Origin of the sequence: uncultured Tateyamaria sp., from assembly GCF_947503045.1 — a bacterium.
GTDB lineage: Bacteria > Pseudomonadota > Alphaproteobacteria > Rhodobacterales > Rhodobacteraceae > Tateyamaria.
Genome location: NZ_CANNCF010000004.1, coordinates 365660 through 386472, shown reverse-complemented (window position 1 = coordinate 386472; position 20813 = coordinate 365660). Strand labels below are relative to the sequence as shown.

The 20813-nt window shown below is 60.8% G+C and carries 22 protein-coding genes and 1 other RNA gene; 11 read left to right on the top strand and 12 right to left on the bottom strand.

Annotated elements, in window-relative coordinates:
• Positions 1-49: 49 nt before the first annotated feature.
• The 10 genes from Q1A89_RS18180 to Q1A89_RS18135 all read right to left on the bottom strand — a co-directional run bounded on the left by Q1A89_RS18180 (position 50) and on the right by Q1A89_RS18135 (position 10113).
• The gene (locus Q1A89_RS18180; RefSeq protein WP_299731660.1) at positions 50-1468 is read right to left on the bottom strand and encodes a deoxyribodipyrimidine photo-lyase; all 1419 of its coding nucleotides are present in this window, start codon (positions 1466-1468) and stop codon (positions 50-52) included.
• A 77-nt stretch (positions 1469-1545) separates the two neighbouring features.
• Positions 1546-2772 (bottom strand): aminotransferase class V-fold PLP-dependent enzyme, encoded by a 1227-nt coding sequence (locus Q1A89_RS18175; RefSeq protein ID WP_299731657.1) that lies wholly within the window; start codon positions 2770-2772, stop codon positions 1546-1548.
• Positions 2773-2931: 159 nt separating this feature from the next.
• Positions 2932-3222, bottom strand: coding sequence for a hypothetical protein (locus tag Q1A89_RS18170; protein WP_299731654.1), 291 nt, complete (start codon positions 3220-3222; stop codon positions 2932-2934).
• A gap of 246 nt (positions 3223-3468) precedes the next feature.
• The gene (locus Q1A89_RS18165) at positions 3469-5163 is read right to left on the bottom strand and encodes a BCCT family transporter (RefSeq protein WP_299731650.1); all 1695 of its coding nucleotides are present in this window, start codon (positions 5161-5163) and stop codon (positions 3469-3471) included.
• Between the two features lie 307 nt (positions 5164-5470).
• Positions 5471-5893 carry an HIT domain-containing protein gene (locus Q1A89_RS18160; RefSeq protein WP_299731647.1) on the bottom strand — a complete coding sequence of 141 codons (423 nt, stop codon included), beginning with the start codon at positions 5891-5893 and terminating at the stop codon, positions 5471-5473.
• A gap of 39 nt (positions 5894-5932) precedes the next feature.
• The gene (gene acuI / locus Q1A89_RS18155) at positions 5933-6919 is read right to left on the bottom strand and encodes an acryloyl-CoA reductase (protein WP_299731644.1); all 987 of its coding nucleotides are present in this window, start codon (positions 6917-6919) and stop codon (positions 5933-5935) included.
• 84 nt (positions 6920-7003) lie between these two features.
• Positions 7004-8107, bottom strand: coding sequence for a dimethylsulfoniopropionate demethylase (locus Q1A89_RS18150; RefSeq protein ID WP_299731977.1), 1104 nt, complete (start codon positions 8105-8107; stop codon positions 7004-7006).
• Positions 8107-8628, bottom strand: coding sequence for a DinB family protein (locus Q1A89_RS18145; RefSeq protein WP_366524507.1), 522 nt, complete (start codon positions 8626-8628; stop codon positions 8107-8109). Before Q1A89_RS18145 ends, Q1A89_RS18150 begins: the two co-directional genes overlap by 1 nt.
• Positions 8607-9314, bottom strand: a complete 708-nt coding sequence (locus Q1A89_RS18140; protein WP_299731641.1) for a DUF1326 domain-containing protein — start codon at positions 9312-9314, stop codon at positions 8607-8609. The genes Q1A89_RS18145 and Q1A89_RS18140 overlap by 22 nt, the downstream gene beginning before the upstream one ends.
• Before the next feature lies 1 nt (position 9315).
• Positions 9316-10113, bottom strand: coding sequence for a DUF2182 domain-containing protein (locus tag Q1A89_RS18135; protein WP_299731638.1), 798 nt, complete (start codon positions 10111-10113; stop codon positions 9316-9318).
• A 69-nt stretch (positions 10114-10182) separates the two neighbouring features.
• Here Q1A89_RS18135 and Q1A89_RS18130 point away from each other — a divergent pair, with 69 nt between their 5' ends.
• The 4 genes from Q1A89_RS18130 to Q1A89_RS18115 all read left to right on the top strand — a co-directional run bounded on the left by Q1A89_RS18130 (position 10183) and on the right by Q1A89_RS18115 (position 13863).
• Positions 10183-10938 (top strand): GntR family transcriptional regulator, encoded by a 756-nt coding sequence (locus Q1A89_RS18130; RefSeq protein WP_299731635.1) that lies wholly within the window; start codon positions 10183-10185, stop codon positions 10936-10938.
• A 77-nt stretch (positions 10939-11015) separates the two neighbouring features.
• A complete protein-coding gene (locus tag Q1A89_RS18125) occupies positions 11016-12416 on the top strand; it encodes a selenium-binding protein SBP56-related protein (protein ID WP_299731632.1) in 1401 nt (466 codons plus the stop codon).
• Positions 12417-13070: a hypothetical protein gene (locus tag Q1A89_RS18120; RefSeq protein ID WP_299731629.1), complete on the top strand. Its 654-nt coding sequence runs from the start codon at positions 12417-12419 to the stop codon at positions 13068-13070.
• Positions 13071-13155: 85 nt separating this feature from the next.
• Positions 13156-13863 carry an SDR family oxidoreductase gene (locus Q1A89_RS18115; protein WP_299731627.1) on the top strand — a complete coding sequence of 236 codons (708 nt, stop codon included), beginning with the start codon at positions 13156-13158 and terminating at the stop codon, positions 13861-13863.
• 21 nt (positions 13864-13884) lie between these two features.
• Here Q1A89_RS18115 and Q1A89_RS18110 read toward each other — a convergent pair whose 3' ends face one another.
• The gene (locus tag Q1A89_RS18110) at positions 13885-14691 is read right to left on the bottom strand and encodes a nucleotidyltransferase domain-containing protein (RefSeq protein ID WP_299731625.1); all 807 of its coding nucleotides are present in this window, start codon (positions 14689-14691) and stop codon (positions 13885-13887) included.
• A gap of 142 nt (positions 14692-14833) precedes the next feature.
• Here Q1A89_RS18110 and Q1A89_RS18105 point away from each other — a divergent pair, with 142 nt between their 5' ends.
• Positions 14834-15280 carry a universal stress protein gene (locus Q1A89_RS18105; RefSeq protein WP_299731623.1) on the top strand — a complete coding sequence of 149 codons (447 nt, stop codon included), beginning with the start codon at positions 14834-14836 and terminating at the stop codon, positions 15278-15280.
• Between the two features lie 33 nt (positions 15281-15313).
• Here the strand turns inward: Q1A89_RS18105 and yghX are convergent, their stop codons facing one another.
• The gene (gene yghX, locus Q1A89_RS18100) at positions 15314-16201 is read right to left on the bottom strand and encodes a YghX family hydrolase (RefSeq protein WP_299731621.1); all 888 of its coding nucleotides are present in this window, start codon (positions 16199-16201) and stop codon (positions 15314-15316) included.
• 101 nt (positions 16202-16302) lie between these two features.
• Between yghX and Q1A89_RS18095 the strand changes: the two genes are divergently transcribed.
• From Q1A89_RS18095 to chrA, 6 genes are all read left to right on the top strand, one after another.
• Complete coding sequence (locus Q1A89_RS18095; RefSeq protein WP_299731619.1) at positions 16303-16653, top strand: DUF4345 family protein; 351 nt, start codon at positions 16303-16305, stop codon at positions 16651-16653.
• 112 nt (positions 16654-16765) lie between these two features.
• Positions 16766-17116, top strand: a transfer-messenger RNA (tmRNA) gene (gene ssrA, locus Q1A89_RS18090).
• A gap of 68 nt (positions 17117-17184) precedes the next feature.
• On the top strand, positions 17185-17625 hold the full coding sequence (locus Q1A89_RS18085) for a nuclear transport factor 2 family protein (protein ID WP_366524506.1): 441 nt from the start codon (positions 17185-17187) through the stop codon (positions 17623-17625).
• A gap of 226 nt (positions 17626-17851) precedes the next feature.
• Positions 17852-18454: a VPLPA-CTERM sorting domain-containing protein gene (locus tag Q1A89_RS18080; RefSeq protein ID WP_299731615.1), complete on the top strand. Its 603-nt coding sequence runs from the start codon at positions 17852-17854 to the stop codon at positions 18452-18454.
• 236 nt (positions 18455-18690) lie between these two features.
• A complete protein-coding gene (locus tag Q1A89_RS18075) occupies positions 18691-19506 on the top strand; it encodes a sulfurtransferase/chromate resistance protein (protein ID WP_299731612.1) in 816 nt (271 codons plus the stop codon).
• Complete coding sequence (gene chrA, locus Q1A89_RS18070) at positions 19503-20756, top strand: chromate efflux transporter (RefSeq protein ID WP_299731609.1); 1254 nt, start codon at positions 19503-19505, stop codon at positions 20754-20756. The genes Q1A89_RS18075 and chrA overlap by 4 nt, the downstream gene beginning before the upstream one ends.
• The last annotated feature ends 57 nt before the right edge of the window (positions 20757-20813 follow it).

Genomic DNA, 20813 nt, shown 5'->3' with positions numbered 1-20813 from the left:
ACGTTCTGCACCATGTCGCGCAATCCGGGGATGCATGTGGATCGCCGCATCAAAAACCCCGGTTTTCGTACGCGTCGAGTGCGCGTTTGCGCCCCGCATCGGCGGCCACGATCGGGTCTGGATAGGTGTCACTGGCGGATAGGGTCCAACTGCGCGGAATGGCGTCGAAATAGGTAAGCGCATCGGCGTGCGGGTTGCTGCGCCCTTCGGCTATCCAGCGGTTGACGTAGTCGCGGTTCTTGTCGAATTTGTCGAGCTGCGTAACCGGGTTGAACACACGGAAATAGGGGGTCGCATCCGGCCCCGACCCGGCGGACCACTGCCAGCCCATCGCGTTGCTGGCCGGGTCCCAGTCGATCAGACAGTCCTCGAACCACGCCTGCCCGATCTTCCAGTGACACAACAGGTGCTTGGTGAGGTAGCTCGCCACGATCATGCGCCCCCGGTTGTGCATCCGCCCCGTCACGTACATCTCGCGCAAGGATGCATCGACAAAGCGGATGCCAGTGCGTCCCTGTTTCCACGCCGTCACTTCGGATGCGCGTTCGTCTTCGTTCCAGGGAAAGCCATCCCAGTCCTCTTTCCAGTTCTGATTTAGAATGCGCGGGGTGTGGTGCATCAGGTGATAGGCAAACTCGCGCCAGACCAGCTCCTTGAGGAAGGTTTCGGCCCCCGGTTTGCCTTCTTCACGGGCACGCAGGCCGGCATGCCAGCATTGATGCGGGCTGATCTCGCCAAGGGCGAGGTTTTCGGACAGGCCCGAGGTGCCATCCTCGCCCGGCAGGTCGCGCCCCTGCACATAGGTTGCGACCTTATGCGCCATGAAAGACCCCAGCCGGGATTGCGCGGCACTTTCCCCCAGACGGACATGAGGGCGCACGATCTCTGCCCCCCGGTTCATGGCAGCACCCAAGCGCCAGTTGTCGATGTCTTCGCTTTCGGGCCATGTCTCGGGCGCGGGAATGCGTCCCGGCGCGGGCAAGGGCGCGTCCACATCGCGCATCTTCACCGCGTTCCACATCGGCGTATAGACCTTGTAGTACCCGCCGGTCTTGGTCTCGACCGTCCAGGGTTCGAACATCAGGTGACCGCCAAAACTGCGCGCTTCGATGCCGTGGTCTTTTAGGCTGGCCTTGATCTCCGTGTCGCGCGCAACGGCCGCCGGATCATAGAGGCGCGACCAGAAAACGGCCCCTGCCCCGGTCTCTGCGATCACATCCCGCAGCACCGCACCCGCATCGCCCGAGCGGCAGATCAGGCGGCTGCCTTTGTCTTTGAGGGTTTGGCCCAGATGCGCGGCCCCCAGACCCCAGCGCCACTTGGGGGCCGCCCCAAGTTCATCGACCGCAGCATCGCGGATCACCAAGGGAATGACGGGCCGCCCGCTGGCGCAGGCCGCGCTCAGCGCCGGGTGGTCGCTGATCCGCAGATCGCGACGAAACCAGAGAATGATGGGGGAAGTGCTCACAGCCTGTTTTACCTTTTGTTAACAGGCTTTACGTAGCGCGCCGCCACTTGGATCAACACCTCAAGCAGATTGCGTGTTCACAATTCCGCGTCCAGTGCGTTCAGCAGCTGATCAATCTCTCCGTCATCGGTGTAATGGGTAAAGCTGAGGCGCAACACACCGCGCGCCGCGTCCACGCCCATGGCCTCAAGCGCGCGCTGTGCGTAGAAATCCCCGCCACCCGTCATGATCCGGTGTTTTGCCAGTGCTGCGGCCACCGGCAGCGGGTCACGCCCCAGATCAAGGGCGACCGTGGGCGCACGCGTTGCGGCGTCCGTCGGGCCAATGACGCGCAGATCATTGCGGTCCTTCAGCGCATCCATCAAGCGGGTCAGCGCGACCTCTTCTCGTGCGCGCATCAGGTCATGCACAACCTGCCCCCGCTCGGTCGGCCCGGCAGAGCCGCCCGGGACCTGATGGGCATAAAGCGCGTCCACGTAGTCTGCCATCCCGGCGCAGGCCGCGACCTGCGCGTGATCCGGCCCTGCAGGGGTAAAACGTTTGTACAAGGAACCGGCATTGAAGAAATGACCCTGATTGGGCAGCAATTCCCCAAGGGTGCGGCGGATGACCATGAGACCCTGATGTGGCCCATAGGTTTTGTAAGCGGAAAAGAGGTAAATATCGGGGCCCAACGCGCCCACATTGGCAAAGCCATGCGGCGCATAGGATACCCCATCGACGCAAGTGAATGCCCCGGCCGCATGAGCCAGCGCTGTGATCTCGGTCACCGGATTGATCTCGCCCACGACGTTCGAGCAATGAGGAAAGCAAACCAGCCGTACGGATTCGTCCAGCAGGCTTTCAAGTGCGGCAGGGTCCAGATGGCCCGTACCGGGATCAACCTTCCACTCGCGCACCTCGATGCCGCGGTCGGCCAGACGGCGCCAGGGGCCGGTATTGGCCTCGTGATCCTGATTGGTGACGACAATGGCCTCGCCCGGCTGCATCATCTGCCCAAAGGCCTGCGCCAGCACATAGGTATTCTGGGTGGTCGAGGGGCCAAAGCTCAGCTCGTCTTCGGCGACACCAAGGATGGCGGACATGCGCGTGCGGGCCTCGTCCATCTCTTCGCCGCCCAGACGCGAGGCTTCATAGTCGGAATAGGGTTGCACCTTGCGCTGGGTGTAAAAGCGGGTCAGCCGGTCGATCACCTGCCCGCAGGTATAGCTGCCGCCCGCGTTTTCGAAAAACGCCTGCCCCTGCAAGGAAGGCTCGGCAAAAGCCGGGAACTGTGCGCGGACGAAATCGAGATCGAGGGACATGAGTGCAGAGCCTTCAGCTGGGTCGCTCAAAGACTATGGAACTCGTCGGAATCCGCAAGGCGGCATGTGACGGATTGCCCCCATTCAACGCCAAACGCGCCCGTCGTCGGGCGCGTACGGTGAAACAGAGCGGCGCGTTGCCCCGCCGCGTCAGCTGGATCAGCGAAAGACGCCGACGTGGTATTCTGGCTGCAACGCGATGGTGGGCGTTGGCGCAAACGAGATGATCGACGTTCTGGCCTGAGCCACAAAGCTGGGCATCGTGTAAACGGTAAATGCGCAGTTCGCCGCAGGCCCGTTTGTTGCCGCCTTGAGAGACCATGCGTTGGCATGACCGGCTGTGCTGGGTGCATAGACGCAACCATTGGACAAGGTCATGTCGGAATTCGATCCGGCGCTGGCCGTTGCTGCGGCCAGGCAAAGGCTGGCGGTGAGGATAAGTGAGCGCATGAAACGTCTCCCATTCGTAGGTTAAACTTGTGTCTGAGTTTCAAACTACTGAGGGAGTGCGGTCACATGGTGGCCCAATTGAGAAACTTGTAAGGCAGACGCCTACGTATGGACGCAATTGGTATATTGTCACTTGTTTTAAGGCCTTTACAGCGGCCAGACATACGGATTCGGCGACGAAAAAGGGCCCCGACCTATCCGGTCGGAGCCCTCTTTGATGTCAGCGTGTCCTGATCGGAGACGCGATTACTCGGCTGGGGACAATCCGTTGCCCGTCGCGCCCGGAATCTCCGAATGCACGGCAGGCACGCCTGCGGCCTCACGACGACCATCGTTGTAGATCGCCTTGATCAGCGCGATGCACATCAGCGCCATCACAACCGAGAACGGCAACGCCCCGATCACCATGGCCGTCTGAATGGCCCCGGTCCCGCCAGAGATCAGCAGACCCGCCACAACAAGCCCAAGGGCAACACCCCAGAACAGGATATGTGGACGTGCCTTTGGACCTTCGTCGCCCGCAGCGTTGATGGTGTTCACGATCAGAACCGCGGAGTCAGCGGATGTGACAAGGAACGTCATTAAGAGCACAACGATCAGAACCGCCATGCCCCAGGCCAGAGCCTGCGCGATGGGTGCCAGCATGAACTCGGTCATGGCAAAGATCTTGTCGCCATTGGCCGCGTCCAGAATGACACCGTTTGCATCACCGTTCAGTTCCAGATCGATGGCGGTGCCACCGGCCCAAGAGAACCAGACAAAGCACATCAGCGATGGCACGATCATCGCACCCAGCACGAATTCACGGATGCTGCGCCCGCGCGAGATGCGCGCAAGGAACAGGCCCACGAAAGGTGCAAATGCAATCCACCAGGCCCAGTAGAACACCGGCCACCAGCCCTGCCACTGTGTGAGCAGGAAGGCTTCGGACCCTTCGACACCGTCCGAAGAATAGACGTTGAAACTGAGCCATGGCAGCGCGATCAGGTAATCCCAGATGCCAACGAAGAACGCCGCAGCGCCAAAGAATGTCGCACCAAACAGAATGAAGAAGCCCAGAAGGACAATCGACAGAACCATGTTGATGTTGGACAGCCATTTGATGCCCTTGCCCACGCCGGACAGTGCCGACAGGGTCGAGGCCCCCATGATGACCAGAAGCGCCACGATGATACCGAGCGTTGTGGCAGAGCCATCTTCGAGGACGAGGCCACCGATGCCGATCCGTGTCAGACCCGCAACGAACTGCTCCACACCAAAGCCAAGCGTTTGCGCCACACCAAGGATGGTCGCAACCACGGCCACAATGTCAATGATGTTGCCCAGAACACCCGAAAGCGAAGAGCCGAACAGCGGTGTCAGCGACGAGCGGATTGTCAGCGGCAGACCACGACGGTAGCTGAAGAACGCCAGTGCAAGACCCGCAATGGCGTAACACGCCCACGCGCCCAGCCCCCAGTGCAGGAAGGACCAGACATAGGCCTCGCGCACGTTGTCCGCATTCAGCGCGTTTGTGGCGCCCTGAATGACCGACGGGTTATTCTTGAAGTGTGCGACAGGCTCGGCGACGGCCCATGTCAACATGCCCACGCCGATCCCGGCCCCGAACATCATGGAGAACCACGAAAAGTTGCTGAACTCGGGCTTTTCACCCGGCTGGCCAAGGTTCAGACGCCCCGCCGTCGGCCAAAGCGCCAGCCCGAGGCAGACAATCACAAAGAACGTCACAACCCAGATGTACCAGGCGGCAAAGTTCGACAGAATGACGCTGTTCCAGTCGCCCAGCACAGTGCCCGCTTCGGTCGGCCAGACGATACACCAGACGACGAGCATGCTGATGATGATCTTACTGACCACCGCGACGTTGACACTGAATCCCCGATAAAACCCTGAGTCAGCGGTTTTGATCGGAAGCTCCGTAAGAGGAGGTTCGATAGCCATGTGTTGTGTTCCCTGTTTTGACATTTTTATGACGTGCATAACAACACGTTGAACAGGAAACGCGAAACGTTAATTGCCCGGATTTTTGGCGAAAACGGTGCTGATTGCGTCGTTTTACTGGCGCACTTGAAATTTGGCGGGCAATTTTCATGTTTGTGAATATTGCGCCGCCTATCGGAAACTTTGGCGTCCCATGTCGTCGAACATGGCGCGCGCCAGTGTCAGGCCTGGCTCCCTGTTGCCGCGAAACGGCGTGACGCGACGCGGAACAAGGGCGCCACGTCCCCTGCCCGCCCGCTGTCCTGTGTCAAAGCTGGGCGCTGATCTGTTCGGCGTGGCCCTTGATCACATCCATGTCACCCATCTGCCCCGGTGGACGTATGCCAACCCCTTCGTGGCGGGGATGGATGTGGAAATGCAAATGGAACACTTCCTGCCCGCCCGCGGCCTCGTTGAACTGCTGCAAGGTGATCCCGTCTGCATCAAACGCCGCCTTGGCAGCGTTCGCCACTTTCTTCACCGTCGCCATGACGGCCGCCAGTTGTGCATCACTTGCGTCCAGCACATTGCGGCAGGGCGTTTTGGGGATCACAAGGCAATGCCCGTCCGTGCGCGGCATGATGTCCATGAAACACAAAGTGTGCTCGTCCTCGTACACCTTGAAGCACGGGATTTCGCCGCGCAGGATCTTGGCAAAGATGTTCTGGTCGTCATAGGGGGCGGTGGTCATGCGGGTCTCCGATCTGGCTCAGAGACCCACATAATTGGATCAGGCGTTGACGTCCACGACAACGCGCCCCTTGACCTGTCCGTTGAGGATGTCGGCGCCGAGTTGCGGCAGGTCCGACAGGGTCGCGGGCTGGATCATCGCCTCCAGCTTGTCCATCGGCAGGTCCCTGGCGATGCGCGCCCAGGCGCGAACGCGGTTGTCATAAGGCTGCATCACGGAATCGATGCCAAGCAGGTTCACACCGCGCAACAGGAACGGAATAACGGTGGCAGGCAGCCCCGCACCCCCCGCAAGACCCACAGCGGCAACCGACGCTCCATATTCCATCTGCCCCAGCACACGGGCCAGCATCGCGCCACCCACCGCATCGACACAGCCACCCCATGTCTCGCCCTCAAGCGGGCGCTTGGTGGTTTCATTGATCTCTTCACGCGCGACAATCTGGCTGGCCCCGAGCGAGGTGAGGTAGTCGGCGGTCTCTGGTCGCCCCGTGACACCGGCGACCTTATGGCCAAGCTTGGCCAGAATGGCCGTCGCAACCGACCCCACGCCGCCCGCAGCCCCGGTGACCAGCACCGGTCCCGCTTTGATCCCGTGATCTTCCAACGCCATCACGGCCAGCATCGCGGTGAACCCGGCGGTGCCCACGGCCATCGCCTGACGGGTGTCCAAACCCTCGGGCAGTGGCACCAGCCAGTCGGCCCTGACCCGCGCCTTTTGCGCATAGCCGCCCCAATGGGCCTCGCCCACGCGCCAGCCGGTCAGCACAACCTTGTCGCCCGCCGTGTAGCGGTCATCGTCCGAGGCCTCGACGGTCCCGGCAAAATCGATACCCGGCACATGAGGGTAGTTGCGCACCAGCCCGCCACCGGGGCCGATGCACAGCCCATCCTTGTAATTCACGGTCGAATATTCAACGGCAACGGTGACCTCACCGGCAGGGAGATCGTCAAGGCTCAGCTCCTGCACCGCAGCGGATGTCTTGCCGCTTTCCTCGTCCTTGTTGACCACCAGTGCGTTGAACATATCACTCTCCATTTATCGAAGGACCTTGCCCTTCATTGTTCCAAAAAATATGCCGGGGTCCGGGGCAGCGCCCCGGTCCAACACTCAAAGCCAGAACCCGTCCTGAACTGTTGCGCTGCGCATACCATCGGGGCATTCGACTTCCAACACGGTTCCCGGGTCCCAATGGGTCATGCGCACCATTCCGATGGACACGTTGGTCTTGAAGTCGGGCGACCACGCGGTGCTGGTCACCTGCCCGACCCGGCGGCCTCCGCCAAAGATCGGCCAGGGCCGATCACAAGGGCCAACCGCATCGCCGTGGATGGCGATGGGGCGAATTTCCTGAACGGGACCTTCTTTGGTCACGCGCAACAGCGCATCCCGCCCGATGCAGCCGATGGCCGTCTGGGTGTCGCAAAACCGGCCCAGCCCGCATTCATGGGGTGTGTTGTCGTCGGTCATGTCATTGCCATAGGACAGGAGGCCCCCCTCGATCCGTTCGATGGCGTTTGGACAGCCTGCGCGCACGTTCAGGTCCTCTCCGGCGGCAAACAGCGCGTGCCACAGAGGCATGCCGATCTCGGTGCCATCGACATAAATCTCGAACCCGCCCTGCTTGGAATAGCCCGACCGGGCGATGGCCAGATCGCGGCCCTCGAACTGGAACATGTCAAAGCGGAAAAACCGGATGTCGCGAACGCGGTCGCCAAAGACGCGGGCCATCAGGTCTTCTGACTTGGGCCCCTGAACGGCGAGCGGAGAGACATCGGGTTCGTCCACCAGCACATCAAGGCGATAGCCGTTGGCGATGCCCTTGACCCAGAGCAGCAGATCGGAATCCGCAATCGAGATCCACCAGCGGTCCTCGCTGAGCTTGACGGCGACAGGATCGTTCAGCATGCCGCCCGTCTCGTCCACGATGGGCACGTAATAGCACTGGCCCGGCAGCATCCGGCGCAGATCACGTGGGGTCAGCATCTGCATCAGGCGCCCCGCATCTGGGCCGCGCAACTCGACCTGCCGTTCGACCGCAACATCCCAGACCTGCACATGGTCCTTGAGGTGGCGGTAATCGGCCTCGACGCTTTCAAACACGGTCGGCAACAGCATGCGGTTGTAAACGGTGTAGGCTTTGACACCCGCCGCTTCGACACCGTCAGAAAAGGGGGTCCTACGCAACCGGCGTGACGGGGAAATGACGGCCATCATTTTTCCTCTGGCAAAAAGATCAGATCGCTCACAGGTGCTTCAAGCCCCGCGGCGGTCATCATCGCGTGGACTTGTCCGCGATGGTGGGTCTGGTGGTTGAACAGGTGTGCCACGCAAAGTTCGAGGGGGGCGTGCATCTCGCGTTTCGCCATGCCTGAATACCACGTCAGCGGGCCTTTTAGATCGAGCGTGCGCAAGGTGTCCGCCCACATGCGGATCGCCCCGTCCATCCGAAACCTTTCAGCGCTCCACACGGCAAAGGTGGGTGTAAAGTTCAGATGATCCCTGTTCGTGGGGGCGGCAACGCTCGGGTCGAACCGGCTCATCCAGATCGTATCGCCCCACAGGATGTGGTTCAACGTCGCCATGATCGAGCCGAAGAAAGCCCCGCGATCTTCGCGCAGCACATCTTCTGGCACCTCCGTCAGTGCCTCGGTCAGCTGACGGTTCTGCCACGCATTGTAGCGCGCCATGGTGCGAACATAACCGGCCTCGATCACGGTTTGGGGCCTTTCCAATCAATCGGGCAGATCTCAGCCGATTTGCCGCCAAAGTCCCAGATACGCCCGTAATCCCGCACCCGGCTTTTCAACCCGCGCGCGGCGATAATGTCCGGACCCATCCAGTATTTCGAGTTGGTGATCATCACCGGGTGATCCGGGGTCGCACCGTCGATCATCTCGATCTCGCCCTGGATCTTGCGCCCGATATAAAGACCACGCTTCTTGCCATCGCGCACGATTTCGACCTTTTCGCGCTCGGCCCCAACGATGTCGCTGACCAGCAACGTGAAGAGGCCCGTTGTGCCCCCCGCAGCGCCGGAAAAGATCTGCAGGATGCCATTGTAGGCTTTGCCGCTCGCCCGCTCGTCCACATAGGCCGCGACCCGCCAGCCGCCCTCGCCCATACGGCCCGGAATGTCGACCATCAGCCCGATGTTAAGGCCCGACAGGTCCTCGCCCTCATAGTGGCCTTCGTCGATGGCAATGGCCATCCAGGCGTGGCAGTGCCCTTCTGTGGGCGGATGCGCGCCAAGCGAGACAACGCAGGGGCAAAAGACCTCGCACGAGCAGTTGAGGAACAATTCGCCCTTGATCGCCCATTCGGTCGGCGTCATCTGGCGCCGTCCCGGGTTGGGCATGCGGCTGTCGATCCGCTGGCTGATCGGCAACCTGTCCGCGTCGGGACGTTTCTTTACGGCCATCTCATAGTCCTCCGATGTTGGGGAAATAGGGCCAGACCAGAACGGCCAGCCCGGCGGCGATCAGGATCGCCCCCATGGGTTTGGTGATAACGTGCCCGATCTGCGGCAGCTTTTCGAGCACCATGAACAGCGTCGCAAGACCCATCCACGCAAGGCTCATCACCCCGCCGACAAAGCCAAGCGCCATGAACCCCCAGCAACAGCCCACGCAGAACGCGCCAAGGCCAAGCCCCATGCGCAACCCACCTGCAAAGCCGGTGCGCCAGTGGCCAAGAAAATACATCATCGGGCTATGGCAGACGCCATGGCAAATCTCTTTCGCTCGGGTGAACTGAAACAGACCGACAGCAATGAGGAGTATCCCTGCAAATGTCGTGGTCTTGGATATGCCCAGCATGTCGATCACGCCGCCATAAAGCAAGGCCAGTTGCACACCGGTGATCAGGGCGGCAAAGGCGACCCAAATGATCAGGTAACCCGCGATGACGCCCAGCCAGCCGTCCCGCGTGCCGTCCGCCGAGATCATGAGGTCTTCGTAACTGCGCAAGGTCGGCACCAGCGTCGGCAGCATCATCGCCGCCATCATGATGGCCCACATCGCGAACAGCGGTCCGAAACTGGCCATTGGCATATACATCGGCATCCGCGGGTCCATCGCAGCCATAGCTGCGCCCATCTCGCCCGGACGGCCCAGCAGGTCGACATCCATGTCCACAGACATGGAATACATCATCCACCACGCCGCCAGAATGGCGCCAAAGAACCCCAGCCAAAGGGTTGAGCGAACAAGAAGTGGCATCGGCCCTCCCAAAGCGAATGCGACTCAAAGCTTGCCAGATTAAATGTCAGACATTAATATGTATGACAAATGAAAATTGACCCCAACAGCTCCAAAGACCTCTCGGCCCAGATTGCAACGGCGATCCGGGATGCCATCGTGGCGGGTGATCTGATCGTAGATCAACGCCTGCCGTCCGAGGCGGAACTGGCCGATCAGTTCGAGGTGTCCCGCCCGACCGTGCGCGAGGCGCTCAAGCGTCTGGCGGCGCAATCGCTGATCCGCACCCAGCGCGGGGCGACCGGCGGCGCCTTTGTCAATCGGCTGCGCTATGAAGAGGCGTATACCCAAGCCGTGACCACCTCGACCCTTTTGCTCAGTATGAACGCGGTCAGCTTTGATGTCGCCTGCGAGGCGCGCTATGCGCTGGAACGCGCCTGTGCCCCGATGTCCGCGCAGCGTCGTACACCGGATCAACTGGCCACGATGCGCGCTGAAATCCACCGTCAAAGCCAACCGGACCTGTCGGACGAGGCGTTTTGTGCCTCTGACGTGACCTTTCACCGTGCGCTGGTGGATGGTGCGGGCAACAAGGTGCTCAGCTATCAGCTTGCGGGTGCTGTCGAGGCGATGCAGCCCCTGATGAACATGATCACCTTCACCGCCCGCTCGCGCGAGGCGATTGTCGCCCTGCACACCGAACTGGCCGACGCATTGACCGCAAGGGATGCAGCGCAGACCGATGCGACCCTCATCAAACTCGAAGCCTACACACGGGAACTGGCGCAAAGCGTCGCGCAAGCCCGTGCCAAACGGGCCACACAGAAGGAGCGCAAAACCGCCTGAGCCACAGGATACGCGTTCATTCAAAAACGCCAGACGGGTCAGGCACCAGAGATCAACCATACGTCAGGGAGGACGATATGAATTTGAGACCAGACCCCACATTTCACCCGACCCCAAAGATGGCCATGGAGGCCCCGGTCGAGACATTGGCCTTTACGCTGATGCTTAGCCCCGATGGGAGCAAGCCCGACGGATTGGCCGTCGTGGATGTTGACCCCAAATCAGACACCTACGGTCAGATTGTCCATTCGCTCTTTGTGCCCAATCTGGGCGACGAATTTCACCATTTCGGCTGGAACGCCTGCTCCTCGTCCCTGTCGCCACTCACGGGTCATGCGTTCCTTGAGCGCCGCTATCTGATCATCCCCGGCATCCGCTCGTCCCGCATCTATATTATCGATGTGAAAGACCCGCTTGACGCCAAGATCCACAAGATCATCGAACCCGAAGAGTTGATGGCCAAGACGGGTTATTCACGCCCTCACACCATCCACTGCGGCCCCGAGGGCATCTATGTCTCGACCCTTGGCGGCGGTGGCAAGGATGGCACCGACGGCCCTCCCGGTATCTTCATCATGGATTGCCAGACCTTTGAAATTCAGGGCCGTTACGAGATGGATCGTGGCATTCAGGACAAGCACTATGATTTCTGGTGGAACCTGCCGCGCGACTACATGGTCAGTTCCGAATGGGGCCTGCCGCCACAGTTCGAGAATGGCATCGTGGCCGAGGATCTGCTGTCCAACAAATACGGTCACACGATCCATTTCTGGGATTTGCGCGCGCGCAAGGTCGCCAAGTCCATCGATCTGGGCAAAAACCACCAGATGGCGCTGGAAATCCGCCCCGCCCACGATCCGGTCAAGGAATACGGGTTCTGCGGCGTGGTGGTTGATACGACCAACCTGCAAGGCGCGATCTTTACGTGGTGGAAGGACGACGACGGAGAATGGCAGGCCAAAAAGACGATCACGATTGATCCAGTGCCCGCAGATGCCGACGACCTGCCCGAGTTGTTGAAAGGCTTTGGCGCCTGCCCGCCACTGGTCACGGACATCGATCTGTCGATGGATGACAAGTACCTCTATGTCGCCTGCTGGGGTCTGGGGGAGATGCACCAATACGATGTGTCCGACCCGATGAACCCGGTTCTGGCGGGTAAGGTCGAGATTGGCGGCATCGTCAAAAAGACCAAGCATCCCAACGGCAAGGACTTTGGCTACGGGCCGCAAATGGTCGAGATCAGCCGCGATGGCAAACGTGTCTACTGGACCAATTCGCTCTATTCCACATGGGACGACCAGTTCTACCCCGGTGACCGGGGTGCGGCGATGGTGATGGCCAATGTGGGCGAAAACGGCGGGCTGACACTGGATGAAAACTTCTGGACGGAATTCCCCGAAGGCTATCGCAGCCACCAGATCCGTCTTGAGGGCGGCGACTGTTCCACCGACAGCTTTTGCTATCCTTCGGTCTAGATGGACCTGACAACCGCGGCGGGCCTCTGGCTCGCCGTGATCCTTTCCGGCCTCTATCACGGGCTAAACCCCGGCATGGGCTGGCCGCTGGCCGTGTCCTCGGCCCTGTTCGAGCGGCGGCGCAGCGCGCTCTGGCCCGCGCTTGGCGCGCTCAGCCTTGGGCATTTCGCGGCCATGCTGGGCATTCTGCTGCCGTTTTCCATGATGACCCTGCTGATTGATCATGCCCGTGAAATCCGTATCGGTGCAGGCGTCATTGTGATCGGCATGGGCCTTTACCTTGCGATCACGCGCCGCCACCCACGTTTTCTGGCGCGCATTCCGCCGCACCGCCTCGCACTGTGGTCCTTCCTTGTGGCGCTGGCACATGGGGCGGCGCTTATGCTGGTGCCGATCTATCTGGGTCTGTGTGCCATCGAGGAACTCGATGCGGGCCACCGCGCGGCCTCGGCGCTGATGGCGACAACCGCGCTGGCCCTTGGCGTTGCGATCCTGCACACCGTTGCCATGATCGGCTCGGGCGGGGCCGTGGCCTATGCGGTACACCGCTGGCTGGGCCTGCAATTCCTGTCACGGAGCTGGTTCGACCTTGAATTGGTCTGGGCGCTCAGCCTGATCCTGGTGGGTGTCATTGGCATCTGGACCGCCCTCTAGGGGGCTCATGGCCATCCCTTGCACCCGGCCCCCGGGGTGCTATGCAGGATAAAGCACTCTTACCCAGACAAAAGGGACATCCGCCATGCAACTCAAAGGCAAAACCGTTGTCGTCACCGGCGGCAGCGACGGGATCGGCAAGCACATCTGCCTGAAGCTCGCCGCGCAATCCTGTCAGATCGCGATCATCGGACGGGATGCCGGGCGGCTTGAGGCGGTCAAACAGGACTGTGCCGCGCTTGGGGCACCCCGCGTTGAAACCTATGCCGTCGATATTCAGGACACCGGTGCCCTCGAAGGGGCCGCCACTGCCATCCTGCAAGATTTTGGCGGAGTGGATGTCCTGATCAACAATGCAGGGATCTGGCACAAGACCGGCCCGCTCGACAGCATCGGAGCGGACATGTTGCTGGCCACGGTCCAGACCAATCTGACCGCGCTGATGCAGTTGACCCGGTTCCTGATCGCAGACCTGCGCAAGCGTGACGAGGCCATCATCCTCAATGTCGCCTCCAAATCCGGCGTGGTCGCACAAGGCGGGCAGTCGGTCTATACGGCGACGAAATACGGCGTGCGCGGCTTTACCGAAGTGCTGAAAGTCGACGAACAGGAAACCGGCATTCGTGTCGCTGGCCTCTATCAAAGCGGGACAAACACCGACATGTTCGCCAAGGCCAATGAGGATGTGCCCAACCACATCTTTACCGAGCCCGAAGATCTGTCCGATGTGGTCGTCTTCATGCTGTCACGGCCCCCAAAGATCTGGCTGCACGATGTGCGGGTCGAGCTGTAATCGTCGCTGACCGGCGGTAACTCAGTCCGGCGAGTAAGGGCGGTCGATGTCCAAAGTGTCCTTGAGGCGCGCCCACGTCACCTCTTCGAACCGTTCGGGCCAGTCCACGCCAATCGCGGCGGCCCGGCGGCGCGCACGCGGCAGATAGGCCTGGGCATAGGCCAGATGCGCGGCAACCATCCCCTTATAGGTCGGCACAGGCGGGGGCAGCGCCTCAAGCACCGCCTTTTGCTCAGCGCTGATCAGGCGGTTTAGGTGCAAAACGCCGCCACGATTGGGGGCGGCCGTTTCTTCAATCATCAACTCGACCAGCGCGTTGCGTAGATGAAAGACACCAAGAACGCCGTTGATATATTCCGCGCGCCCGGCGGCAAGATGCAGCAGGCCAAGCAGGCGAATGAACTCCTCTACCTGATAGCGGAACCTTTGCGGATTTGGGGTTGCTGGTGCCGGAGCCTCCTGCAGGCCAGAATAAATTCCGCTGTGATCAAACAGCGGTTTGAGCCCGGCTTGCGTGTGATGTCCCATCTGCTCGGGTTTCAGGATGATCACATCTGTGCGGGTCCAGTCTGCGGTGATTGCATTGATCAGGACAGGCACGGTGGCGCGGTCCCACCACAGCACGATCTCGCCGGTTTGCGCCACCGCATCGCGCCAAAGGGCTGCGACAGCATCAATTGCGCCGTCCTGCGCCACCATGACGAAATCGATGTCGCTATAGGCATCCGCAAGCCCTGTGGCGTAGCTGCCGCTCAGAAACAGCGCCTCGATCCCGGGCGCATCGGCAAGGGCGGCAGTGAGGGTGTCGATGACGTGCTGATGGGTCATGGCCGGGCCTCGCTGTACATCTGGATTTGGGCAAGCATAGGCCACTGGTCCGAGGGCCGAAACCCGGCGTTGATCCATATCAACGCCACCTGTCCCTGCCCCCGCTAGCCTGTCTGACGAACACGAAGCAGGAGGATCAAAGATGTTCAACACAATCGTGGTCGGGCTGGACGGCTCGGAAACATCCCACACGGCGCTGCGACTGGCCTGCGATCTGGCCGGGAAATATGATGCGGACCTTCACCTCGTGCACACCCCGCAACCCAAAACCGTCGCCTTTGCGATGGGGGCTGTTGCGGGCTATCACACCGCCACAACCATGCCCCACGCGGACGAAGTGCAGGCGGCAGGCAACAAGATCCTCGACCAAGGGGCTGAGATCGCTGCCGAAATGGGTCGCACCGTGACCGGCAAGCACCAGCAACTCGGCGAACCGGCGGACGTGATTATTGGCTACGCACAAGGCTGCGACGCCGATCTGATCGTGACGGGCCGCCGGGGGCTGGGCTCGATCAGCGCGCTGGTGCAAGGCAGCACCACGCAGAGGGTCAATCATCTGGCCCAATGCGCGTGTCTTTCGGTGGTCTGACCGTCTCTTGAAGGCGCGGGCGCGCCCTGCCCCTCAGCTCAGATGTGCGGCGAAATGGGCCAACGTGCGCTCCCAGGCAAGGGCGGCGGCGGCGGGGTCATAGCGCGGCGTTGTGTCGTTGTGAAACCCGTGCGGCGCACCGGCATAGATATGGGCCTCATAGGCCTTTCCGTTGGCCTTGAGCGCGGCCTCGTAAGCCGGCCAGCCTGCGTTGATGCGCTCGTCCAGTTCGCCATAATGCAGCAACAGAGGGGCATTGATGCGGGGCACGTCTTCGACGGCCGCTTGCCGCCCGTAAAACGGGACCGAGGCCGCCATGTCCGGATAGGCCACCGCCAGCGCGTTGCACACCCCACCGCCATAGCAGAACCCGACTGCGCCAACCTTGCCGGTGGAACCGTCGTGAGTGCTCAGGAACTCAAATGCGGCAAAGAAGTCCTGCAACAGCTTGGTGCGATCTAGGCTGCGCTGCATCGCGCGCCCCTCGTCGTCATTGCCCGGATACCCCCCAAGAGGCGACAGCCCATCGGGGCCAAAGGCCAGATAGCCCGCCTTGGCCGTGCGACGCACTACGTCTTCGATGTAAGGGTTCAGCCCCCGGTTTTCGTGGATCACCAGAACGGCGGGCAAAGGGTCGCTGACACCCGCCGGTTTGGCCATCAGGCCCGAGATTTCGCCGTGCCCGTCAGGACTGTCATAGCTGACGCGCGTCGTCTGGATGCTCGGATCGTCCGGCGCGACCTGCTCGGCCAGCGCATAATTGGGCTGCAGGCTTTCCAGCACCGCCGTGGCCGTCACACCGGCGGCCAGATACTTGCCCGCACCGCGCAGGAAATCGCGCTTGCTCATATCGCCATGCACATAGCCGTCAAACAATTTCAGGATGTTGGGATCGAAGTCTTTGGCCGTCTTGCGTGTCATTGCTCAGTCTCCCCGGGGTTGCATGGTCAAAAGATAGCGCAGGCGCGGCCAGTGGCTATCATCACTTGCCCGTGAGTGGATGGCGCGCTAGCTCAAGGTGTATGATTGATATCCTCAACCTCATCGCAGCCCTTTTGACCATCGGCTTTGGACTGTTCGGGTTTTTGGCACCCCGCTACACCGCAGCAGCACTCGATCTTGCGCCAACTACCAGCACCATGGGGTTGAGCGAGATGCGGGCCAGCGTGGGTGGCCTGTTTGTCGCGGCGGGCGGGGCGGCCATCTGGCTTGATGAGCCGCTGGGATATGCGATGGTCGGCTTTGCCTTTGTCGGGGCGGCTCTGGGGCGGGCTCTGTCGCTTGTTTTCGACGCACCGCCGGTGAAAAAGGTGCTGGTCTTTGGCGGGATCGAGGCGGCCTTGGCTGCGTGGTTCTTGTGGGCGAACCTTTGAAAGGTTGGCATAAAACTGGAATTAATCTTTAGATAGCCGACGAATACGCGGCAAAGTTCATCCAGGTTTCAACCCTTCTCTGTTTCAAATAAATCCCCGCCGGAGGCTCCCGGCAATTGCAAAACGCGCGCCACTCGCCTATATCTGTATCGTCCTTCGGGACTATGGACATAAACGCGCTCGTAATAAGCGGATCGGACCCGGGGGCGGTACCCGGCGACTCCACCAAACATCCTTTCATTTGGGGGATCATGGGGTCGAAATAGGATCGACGGACGTCTAAAGGGGTTTGCTTTGTCTCGGCTGTCTGCCACCGTTACCGGCGAAAACTGTACAATTGCAAATGACAATCGTGCTCCGATGGCAGTAGCAGCATAAGCTGTTCCTAATATCGAAAATTAAGTCCTTAGGCTTTGCAGCCTAAGGCGGGGTTCGCAGGCACCTGGCAACAGAAGCCTGCACTTATCCACTCGCCTTGAACCCTTCATTAAGCTGTGCGCTCTATCGTCATGCGTGTCGCAAACGACATGTATGAGGGGCAAAGTGCCACACAAGATAAAGGTCCTGAAAACCTATTACGACGAGGTTTGGCAAAAAGGGAACGTTGCTGCGCTGCACAGCTTGCTGGCGCCCGACGCGCGCACACGCGGCATTCTTGGCGATGAACCGTTTGATGCCAACGAACTCGGCGAATTGGTAACGATGACACGGGCCCTGATTGGTCCCGTCACTGTTAATTTTCCGATCGTGATTGAACAGGACGACTGGCTTTCCGTGCTCGTCGAAATCAAAAGCCATGCATTGCACAACGGTGATCCCATACATGTGTTCAACCAGATGCTGGTGCGCTTTGACGGCGAACGCATGGCCGAGGTGTCCAGTAATCTTGACGCGCTCAGCCTGTTCGAACAACTTGGCCTGCTGCCTGAAAACGCGATGGTGATGATGTTGGCGGGCACACCGCTGCGGTGATCCTGTTCGCGCCGTCGCTGCCACTCAAACAAGCAAAACGCAGCGTGATTTTGCAAATTTTGGAACCAATAGTGCCAAAAGACGTCGATTGTGTTGGTGGTCGCCGAGAGCAAATAGTTAATTTTCTCGATTACACCTTAATCTATTGATCGTGAGGCTATGCCCCACTGCTCATGGTTGCATAAATTCTGACTTGGACCCATTTTTGCGAGGACACCAGAGTGTTTTGAAGACACCTGGCCTGTCGATGGTCATTTCGAGCGTTGCAAGCCTTGCTTCCGCGGCCACGTTTTTCTCTGATCTTGCGTCATTTCAGGCGGCGACAACCACAACCGTCGAAAGCTTTGAAAACGCCTACGCTGTGCAACCTTCGTTCACCTTCACGGGCTTCACGATATCCGAGACAAACGGCACTACGAATCAAATCGGCGCGGGCACACCACCCTTTTCATCGACGGGCGTCGTTTCAGGCACGGGCAATGCGCTTTATCAGGACAACGGGGATTCGCTGCTGAATTTCACCGCGTTTTCGTCACCCTTCACCGCGTTTGGCCTGTGGATGACCGCATCCCAAGCTGCAACCGTGACAGTGTCCGGGTCGGTGGCGAGCACATTCGATCTGACCGCAGACACTCCGCAGTTCTTTGGCGTGACCGACATCGGCGGACTCACGAGCATCAATTTCAGCGCCAGCGGTTCGCCCTCGATCGTCGCTGTCGATGACGTCTATACCGGCACCATCAGCGCCGTACCTTTACCGGCGGGCGGCGTTCTTTTGCTGGCCGGTCTTGGTGGTCTGGTCGCCCTGCGTCGTCGCAAAAAGTTATAACGCTCTGACACAACGCACACCGGACGGCCTCGGGAAACCGGGGCCGTTTTGCGTTGCAAAAGGGCCGATGCATTGCCGATCTGATGACTGGGTCAATGACCAACCATTGGATGCCGCCTTCAAGCATCTTGACTTCACGGCCAAAGCGAAGATGCTACAGCCATGGGGTAGACGCGAACACCCCGTGAGGCGACAGCCCAACGTTCGCATGTTTCCAATGCAAAGGATGCATGCTCATGGCTGCCCCAAACGAAATCACTTGCTCCCAACTCTTGCGTCTGATTGGCACGGCGGATGCGCCTGTTATCATTGACATTTCCATCGATCCCGACTTTGCCGATGATCCGTTCCTGATCCCCGGCTCCGTGCGCCATCCTCATACTGACCTTGCGGGTCTCAAGGCCCGTTTGGGCGGGCGGCACGCGGTGATCACCTGCCAGCGCGGCATCAAACTGTCGCAAGGCCTCGTGGCGCGGCTGCGCGCGGATGGGTTCAGCGCCGAATATCTCAAGGGTGGGATGTATGCGTGGCGCGACATGAAGGACATGATGCGCGTGCCCGCCGCCGCCCTGCCCGATCCGGTGGATGGCGCCACGCTCTGGGTGACCCGCCACCGCCCCAAGATCGACCGGATCGCCTGCCCCTGGCTGATCCGCCGTTTTGTCGACGCGCACGCCCGGTTTCTGTTTGTCTCGCCTGCCGAAGTGATGGGGGTGGCCGACCGCTATGGCGCAACCCCCTTTGATGTCGAGGACGTGTTCTGGAGCCATCGCGGAGACCGCTGTACCTTCGACACGATGCTCGACGAATTTGCACTGCACGCGCCGGCGCTGGACCGGCTGGCAACTGTGATCCGCGCCGCTGACACGAACCGCCACGATCTGGCCCCCGAGGCGGCAGGCCTGCTGGCCATGTCGGTGGGTTTGTCACGTCAATATCGTGATGATCAGGACCAGTTGCAGGCCGGTCTGCCCCTGTACGACGCGCTTTACCGGTGGGCGCGTGATGGTGCGGATGAAGGCCATGACTGGCCGACGGGGCGCGCGCAATGACGGCCCCCAGCTATCCAGACCTGTTCCGGGTGTTTGGGCGCATAGGCCTCTTGTCCTTTGGCGGGCCTGCCGCGCAGATCGCGCTGATGCATGACGCCCTCGTGACCCGCCAGAAATGGCTGAGCGAGGATCAGTACCTGCGCGCCCTGTCCTTGTGCATGCTTCTGCCCGGCCCCGAAGCGATGCAACTGGCGACCTTTTCAGGCTGGCGCTTGCGCGGCACATGGGGCGGGCTGCTGGCGGGGCTGCTGTTCGTGGTGCCGGGAGCGGTGGTGATCCTCGCCCTCGCCCTTCTCTACATTCACTTCGGGGAGCTGCCGCTGGTGCAGGCCGCTTTTCTGGGCATCAAGGCGGCGGTCATCGTGGTGGTGTTGCAGGCCCTCTTGCGCCTTGGGCAAAAGGCGCTGAGCGATCGGGCGGCGTGGATTCTTGCCGCCATCGGCTTTGTCGCCCTGTTTGTCTTTGGCCTGCCCTTTCCGCTGGTTGTGATTGCCGCGGGCCTCTTTGGATACCTGACCGCAGATTTGCGCGCACCACCTGCCGCACCTGCACCGGCGCGCGCCAGAACCGGGCGCACCGTGATGATCTGGGCCGCGCTTTGGGCCACGCCACTGATTGTGCTGTGGGTCAGCGCGCAGGATTTCTTGCTGCAAGTGGGCCTGTTCTTTTCCAAACTGGCCGTTGTCACCTTTGGCGGGGCCTACGCGGTGCTGGCCTATATGACCCAGGAGGTGGTGCAGGATTTCGACTGGATCAGCACCGAGCAGATGATTGATGCCCTTGGGCTGGCCGAAACGACACCGGGCCCGCTGATCCTGGTGACCGAGTTCGTGGCACTGCTCGCCGGTTTTGCCCAAGGTGGGCTGGGATTGGCGCTGGCTGCCGGGGCGTTGACCCTGTGGGTCACGTTCATCCCCTGTTTTCTATGGATTTTCGCCGCCGGTCCCTATCTCGACCACATCGCCGCGCGTCCGCGCCTGTCCGCCGCCCTCAGCCGGATCACCGCCGCCGTGGTGGGTGTGATCCTCAACCTGTCGGTCTGGTTTGCGCTGCATGTGGTCTTTGGCACCATCGAAACGGCCCAGGGCCTCGCCCTGCCCGTGCCGAACCTTGCAACGCTCAATATCTGGGCAGTGGTTCTGACGCTGATTGCGATGGGCCTTATGCTTGTGGCCAAAGTAAAACTCCTGCCCACGCTCGGGCTGATGGCACTGGCGGGTTGCGCAATTTCGCTGGCCGGTCTCACTTAATGCAGGCTTTGTCACTGCGCCCTCTTTTCACCGCGCGGAATTGGGATATGCTAGGGC

What these genes read in the sequence shown, in the direction of transcription:
- Q1A89_RS18175 (WP_299731657.1), bottom strand. Translation starts at nt 2,772, where the DNA reads ATGTCCCTCGATCTCGATTTCGTCCGCGCACAGTTCCCGGCTTTTGCC.
- Q1A89_RS18170 (WP_299731654.1), bottom strand. Translation starts at nt 3,222, where the DNA reads ATGCGCTCACTTATCCTCACCGCCAGCCTTTGCCTGGCCGCAGCAACG.
- Q1A89_RS18165 (WP_299731650.1), bottom strand. Translation starts at nt 5,163, where the DNA reads ATGGCTATCGAACCTCCTCTTACGGAGCTTCCGATCAAAACCGCTGAC.
- Q1A89_RS18160 (WP_299731647.1), bottom strand. Translation starts at nt 5,893, where the DNA reads ATGACCACCGCCCCCTATGACGACCAGAACATCTTTGCCAAGATCCTG.
- acuI (WP_299731644.1), bottom strand. Translation starts at nt 6,919, where the DNA reads ATGTTCAACGCACTGGTGGTCAACAAGGACGAGGAAAGCGGCAAGACA.
- Q1A89_RS18150 (WP_299731977.1), bottom strand. Translation starts at nt 8,107, where the DNA reads ATGGCCGTCATTTCCCCGTCACGCCGGTTGCGTAGGACCCCCTTTTCT.
- Q1A89_RS18140 (WP_299731641.1), bottom strand. Translation starts at nt 9,314, where the DNA reads ATGGCCGTAAAGAAACGTCCCGACGCGGACAGGTTGCCGATCAGCCAG.
- Q1A89_RS18135 (WP_299731638.1), bottom strand. Translation starts at nt 10,113, where the DNA reads ATGCCACTTCTTGTTCGCTCAACCCTTTGGCTGGGGTTCTTTGGCGCC.
- Q1A89_RS18130 (WP_299731635.1), top strand. Translation starts at nt 10,183, where the DNA reads ATGAAAATTGACCCCAACAGCTCCAAAGACCTCTCGGCCCAGATTGCA.
- Q1A89_RS18125 (WP_299731632.1), top strand. Translation starts at nt 11,016, where the DNA reads ATGAATTTGAGACCAGACCCCACATTTCACCCGACCCCAAAGATGGCC.
- Q1A89_RS18120 (WP_299731629.1), top strand. Translation starts at nt 12,417, where the DNA reads ATGGACCTGACAACCGCGGCGGGCCTCTGGCTCGCCGTGATCCTTTCC.
- Q1A89_RS18115 (WP_299731627.1), top strand. Translation starts at nt 13,156, where the DNA reads ATGCAACTCAAAGGCAAAACCGTTGTCGTCACCGGCGGCAGCGACGGG.
- Q1A89_RS18110 (WP_299731625.1), bottom strand. Translation starts at nt 14,691, where the DNA reads ATGACCCATCAGCACGTCATCGACACCCTCACTGCCGCCCTTGCCGAT.
- Q1A89_RS18105 (WP_299731623.1), top strand. Translation starts at nt 14,834, where the DNA reads ATGTTCAACACAATCGTGGTCGGGCTGGACGGCTCGGAAACATCCCAC.
- yghX (WP_299731621.1), bottom strand. Translation starts at nt 16,201, where the DNA reads ATGACACGCAAGACGGCCAAAGACTTCGATCCCAACATCCTGAAATTG.
- Q1A89_RS18095 (WP_299731619.1), top strand. Translation starts at nt 16,303, where the DNA reads ATGATTGATATCCTCAACCTCATCGCAGCCCTTTTGACCATCGGCTTT.
- Q1A89_RS18085 (WP_366524506.1), top strand. Translation starts at nt 17,185, where the DNA reads ATGAGGGGCAAAGTGCCACACAAGATAAAGGTCCTGAAAACCTATTAC.
- Q1A89_RS18075 (WP_299731612.1), top strand. Translation starts at nt 18,691, where the DNA reads ATGGCTGCCCCAAACGAAATCACTTGCTCCCAACTCTTGCGTCTGATT.
- chrA (WP_299731609.1), top strand. Translation starts at nt 19,503, where the DNA reads ATGACGGCCCCCAGCTATCCAGACCTGTTCCGGGTGTTTGGGCGCATA.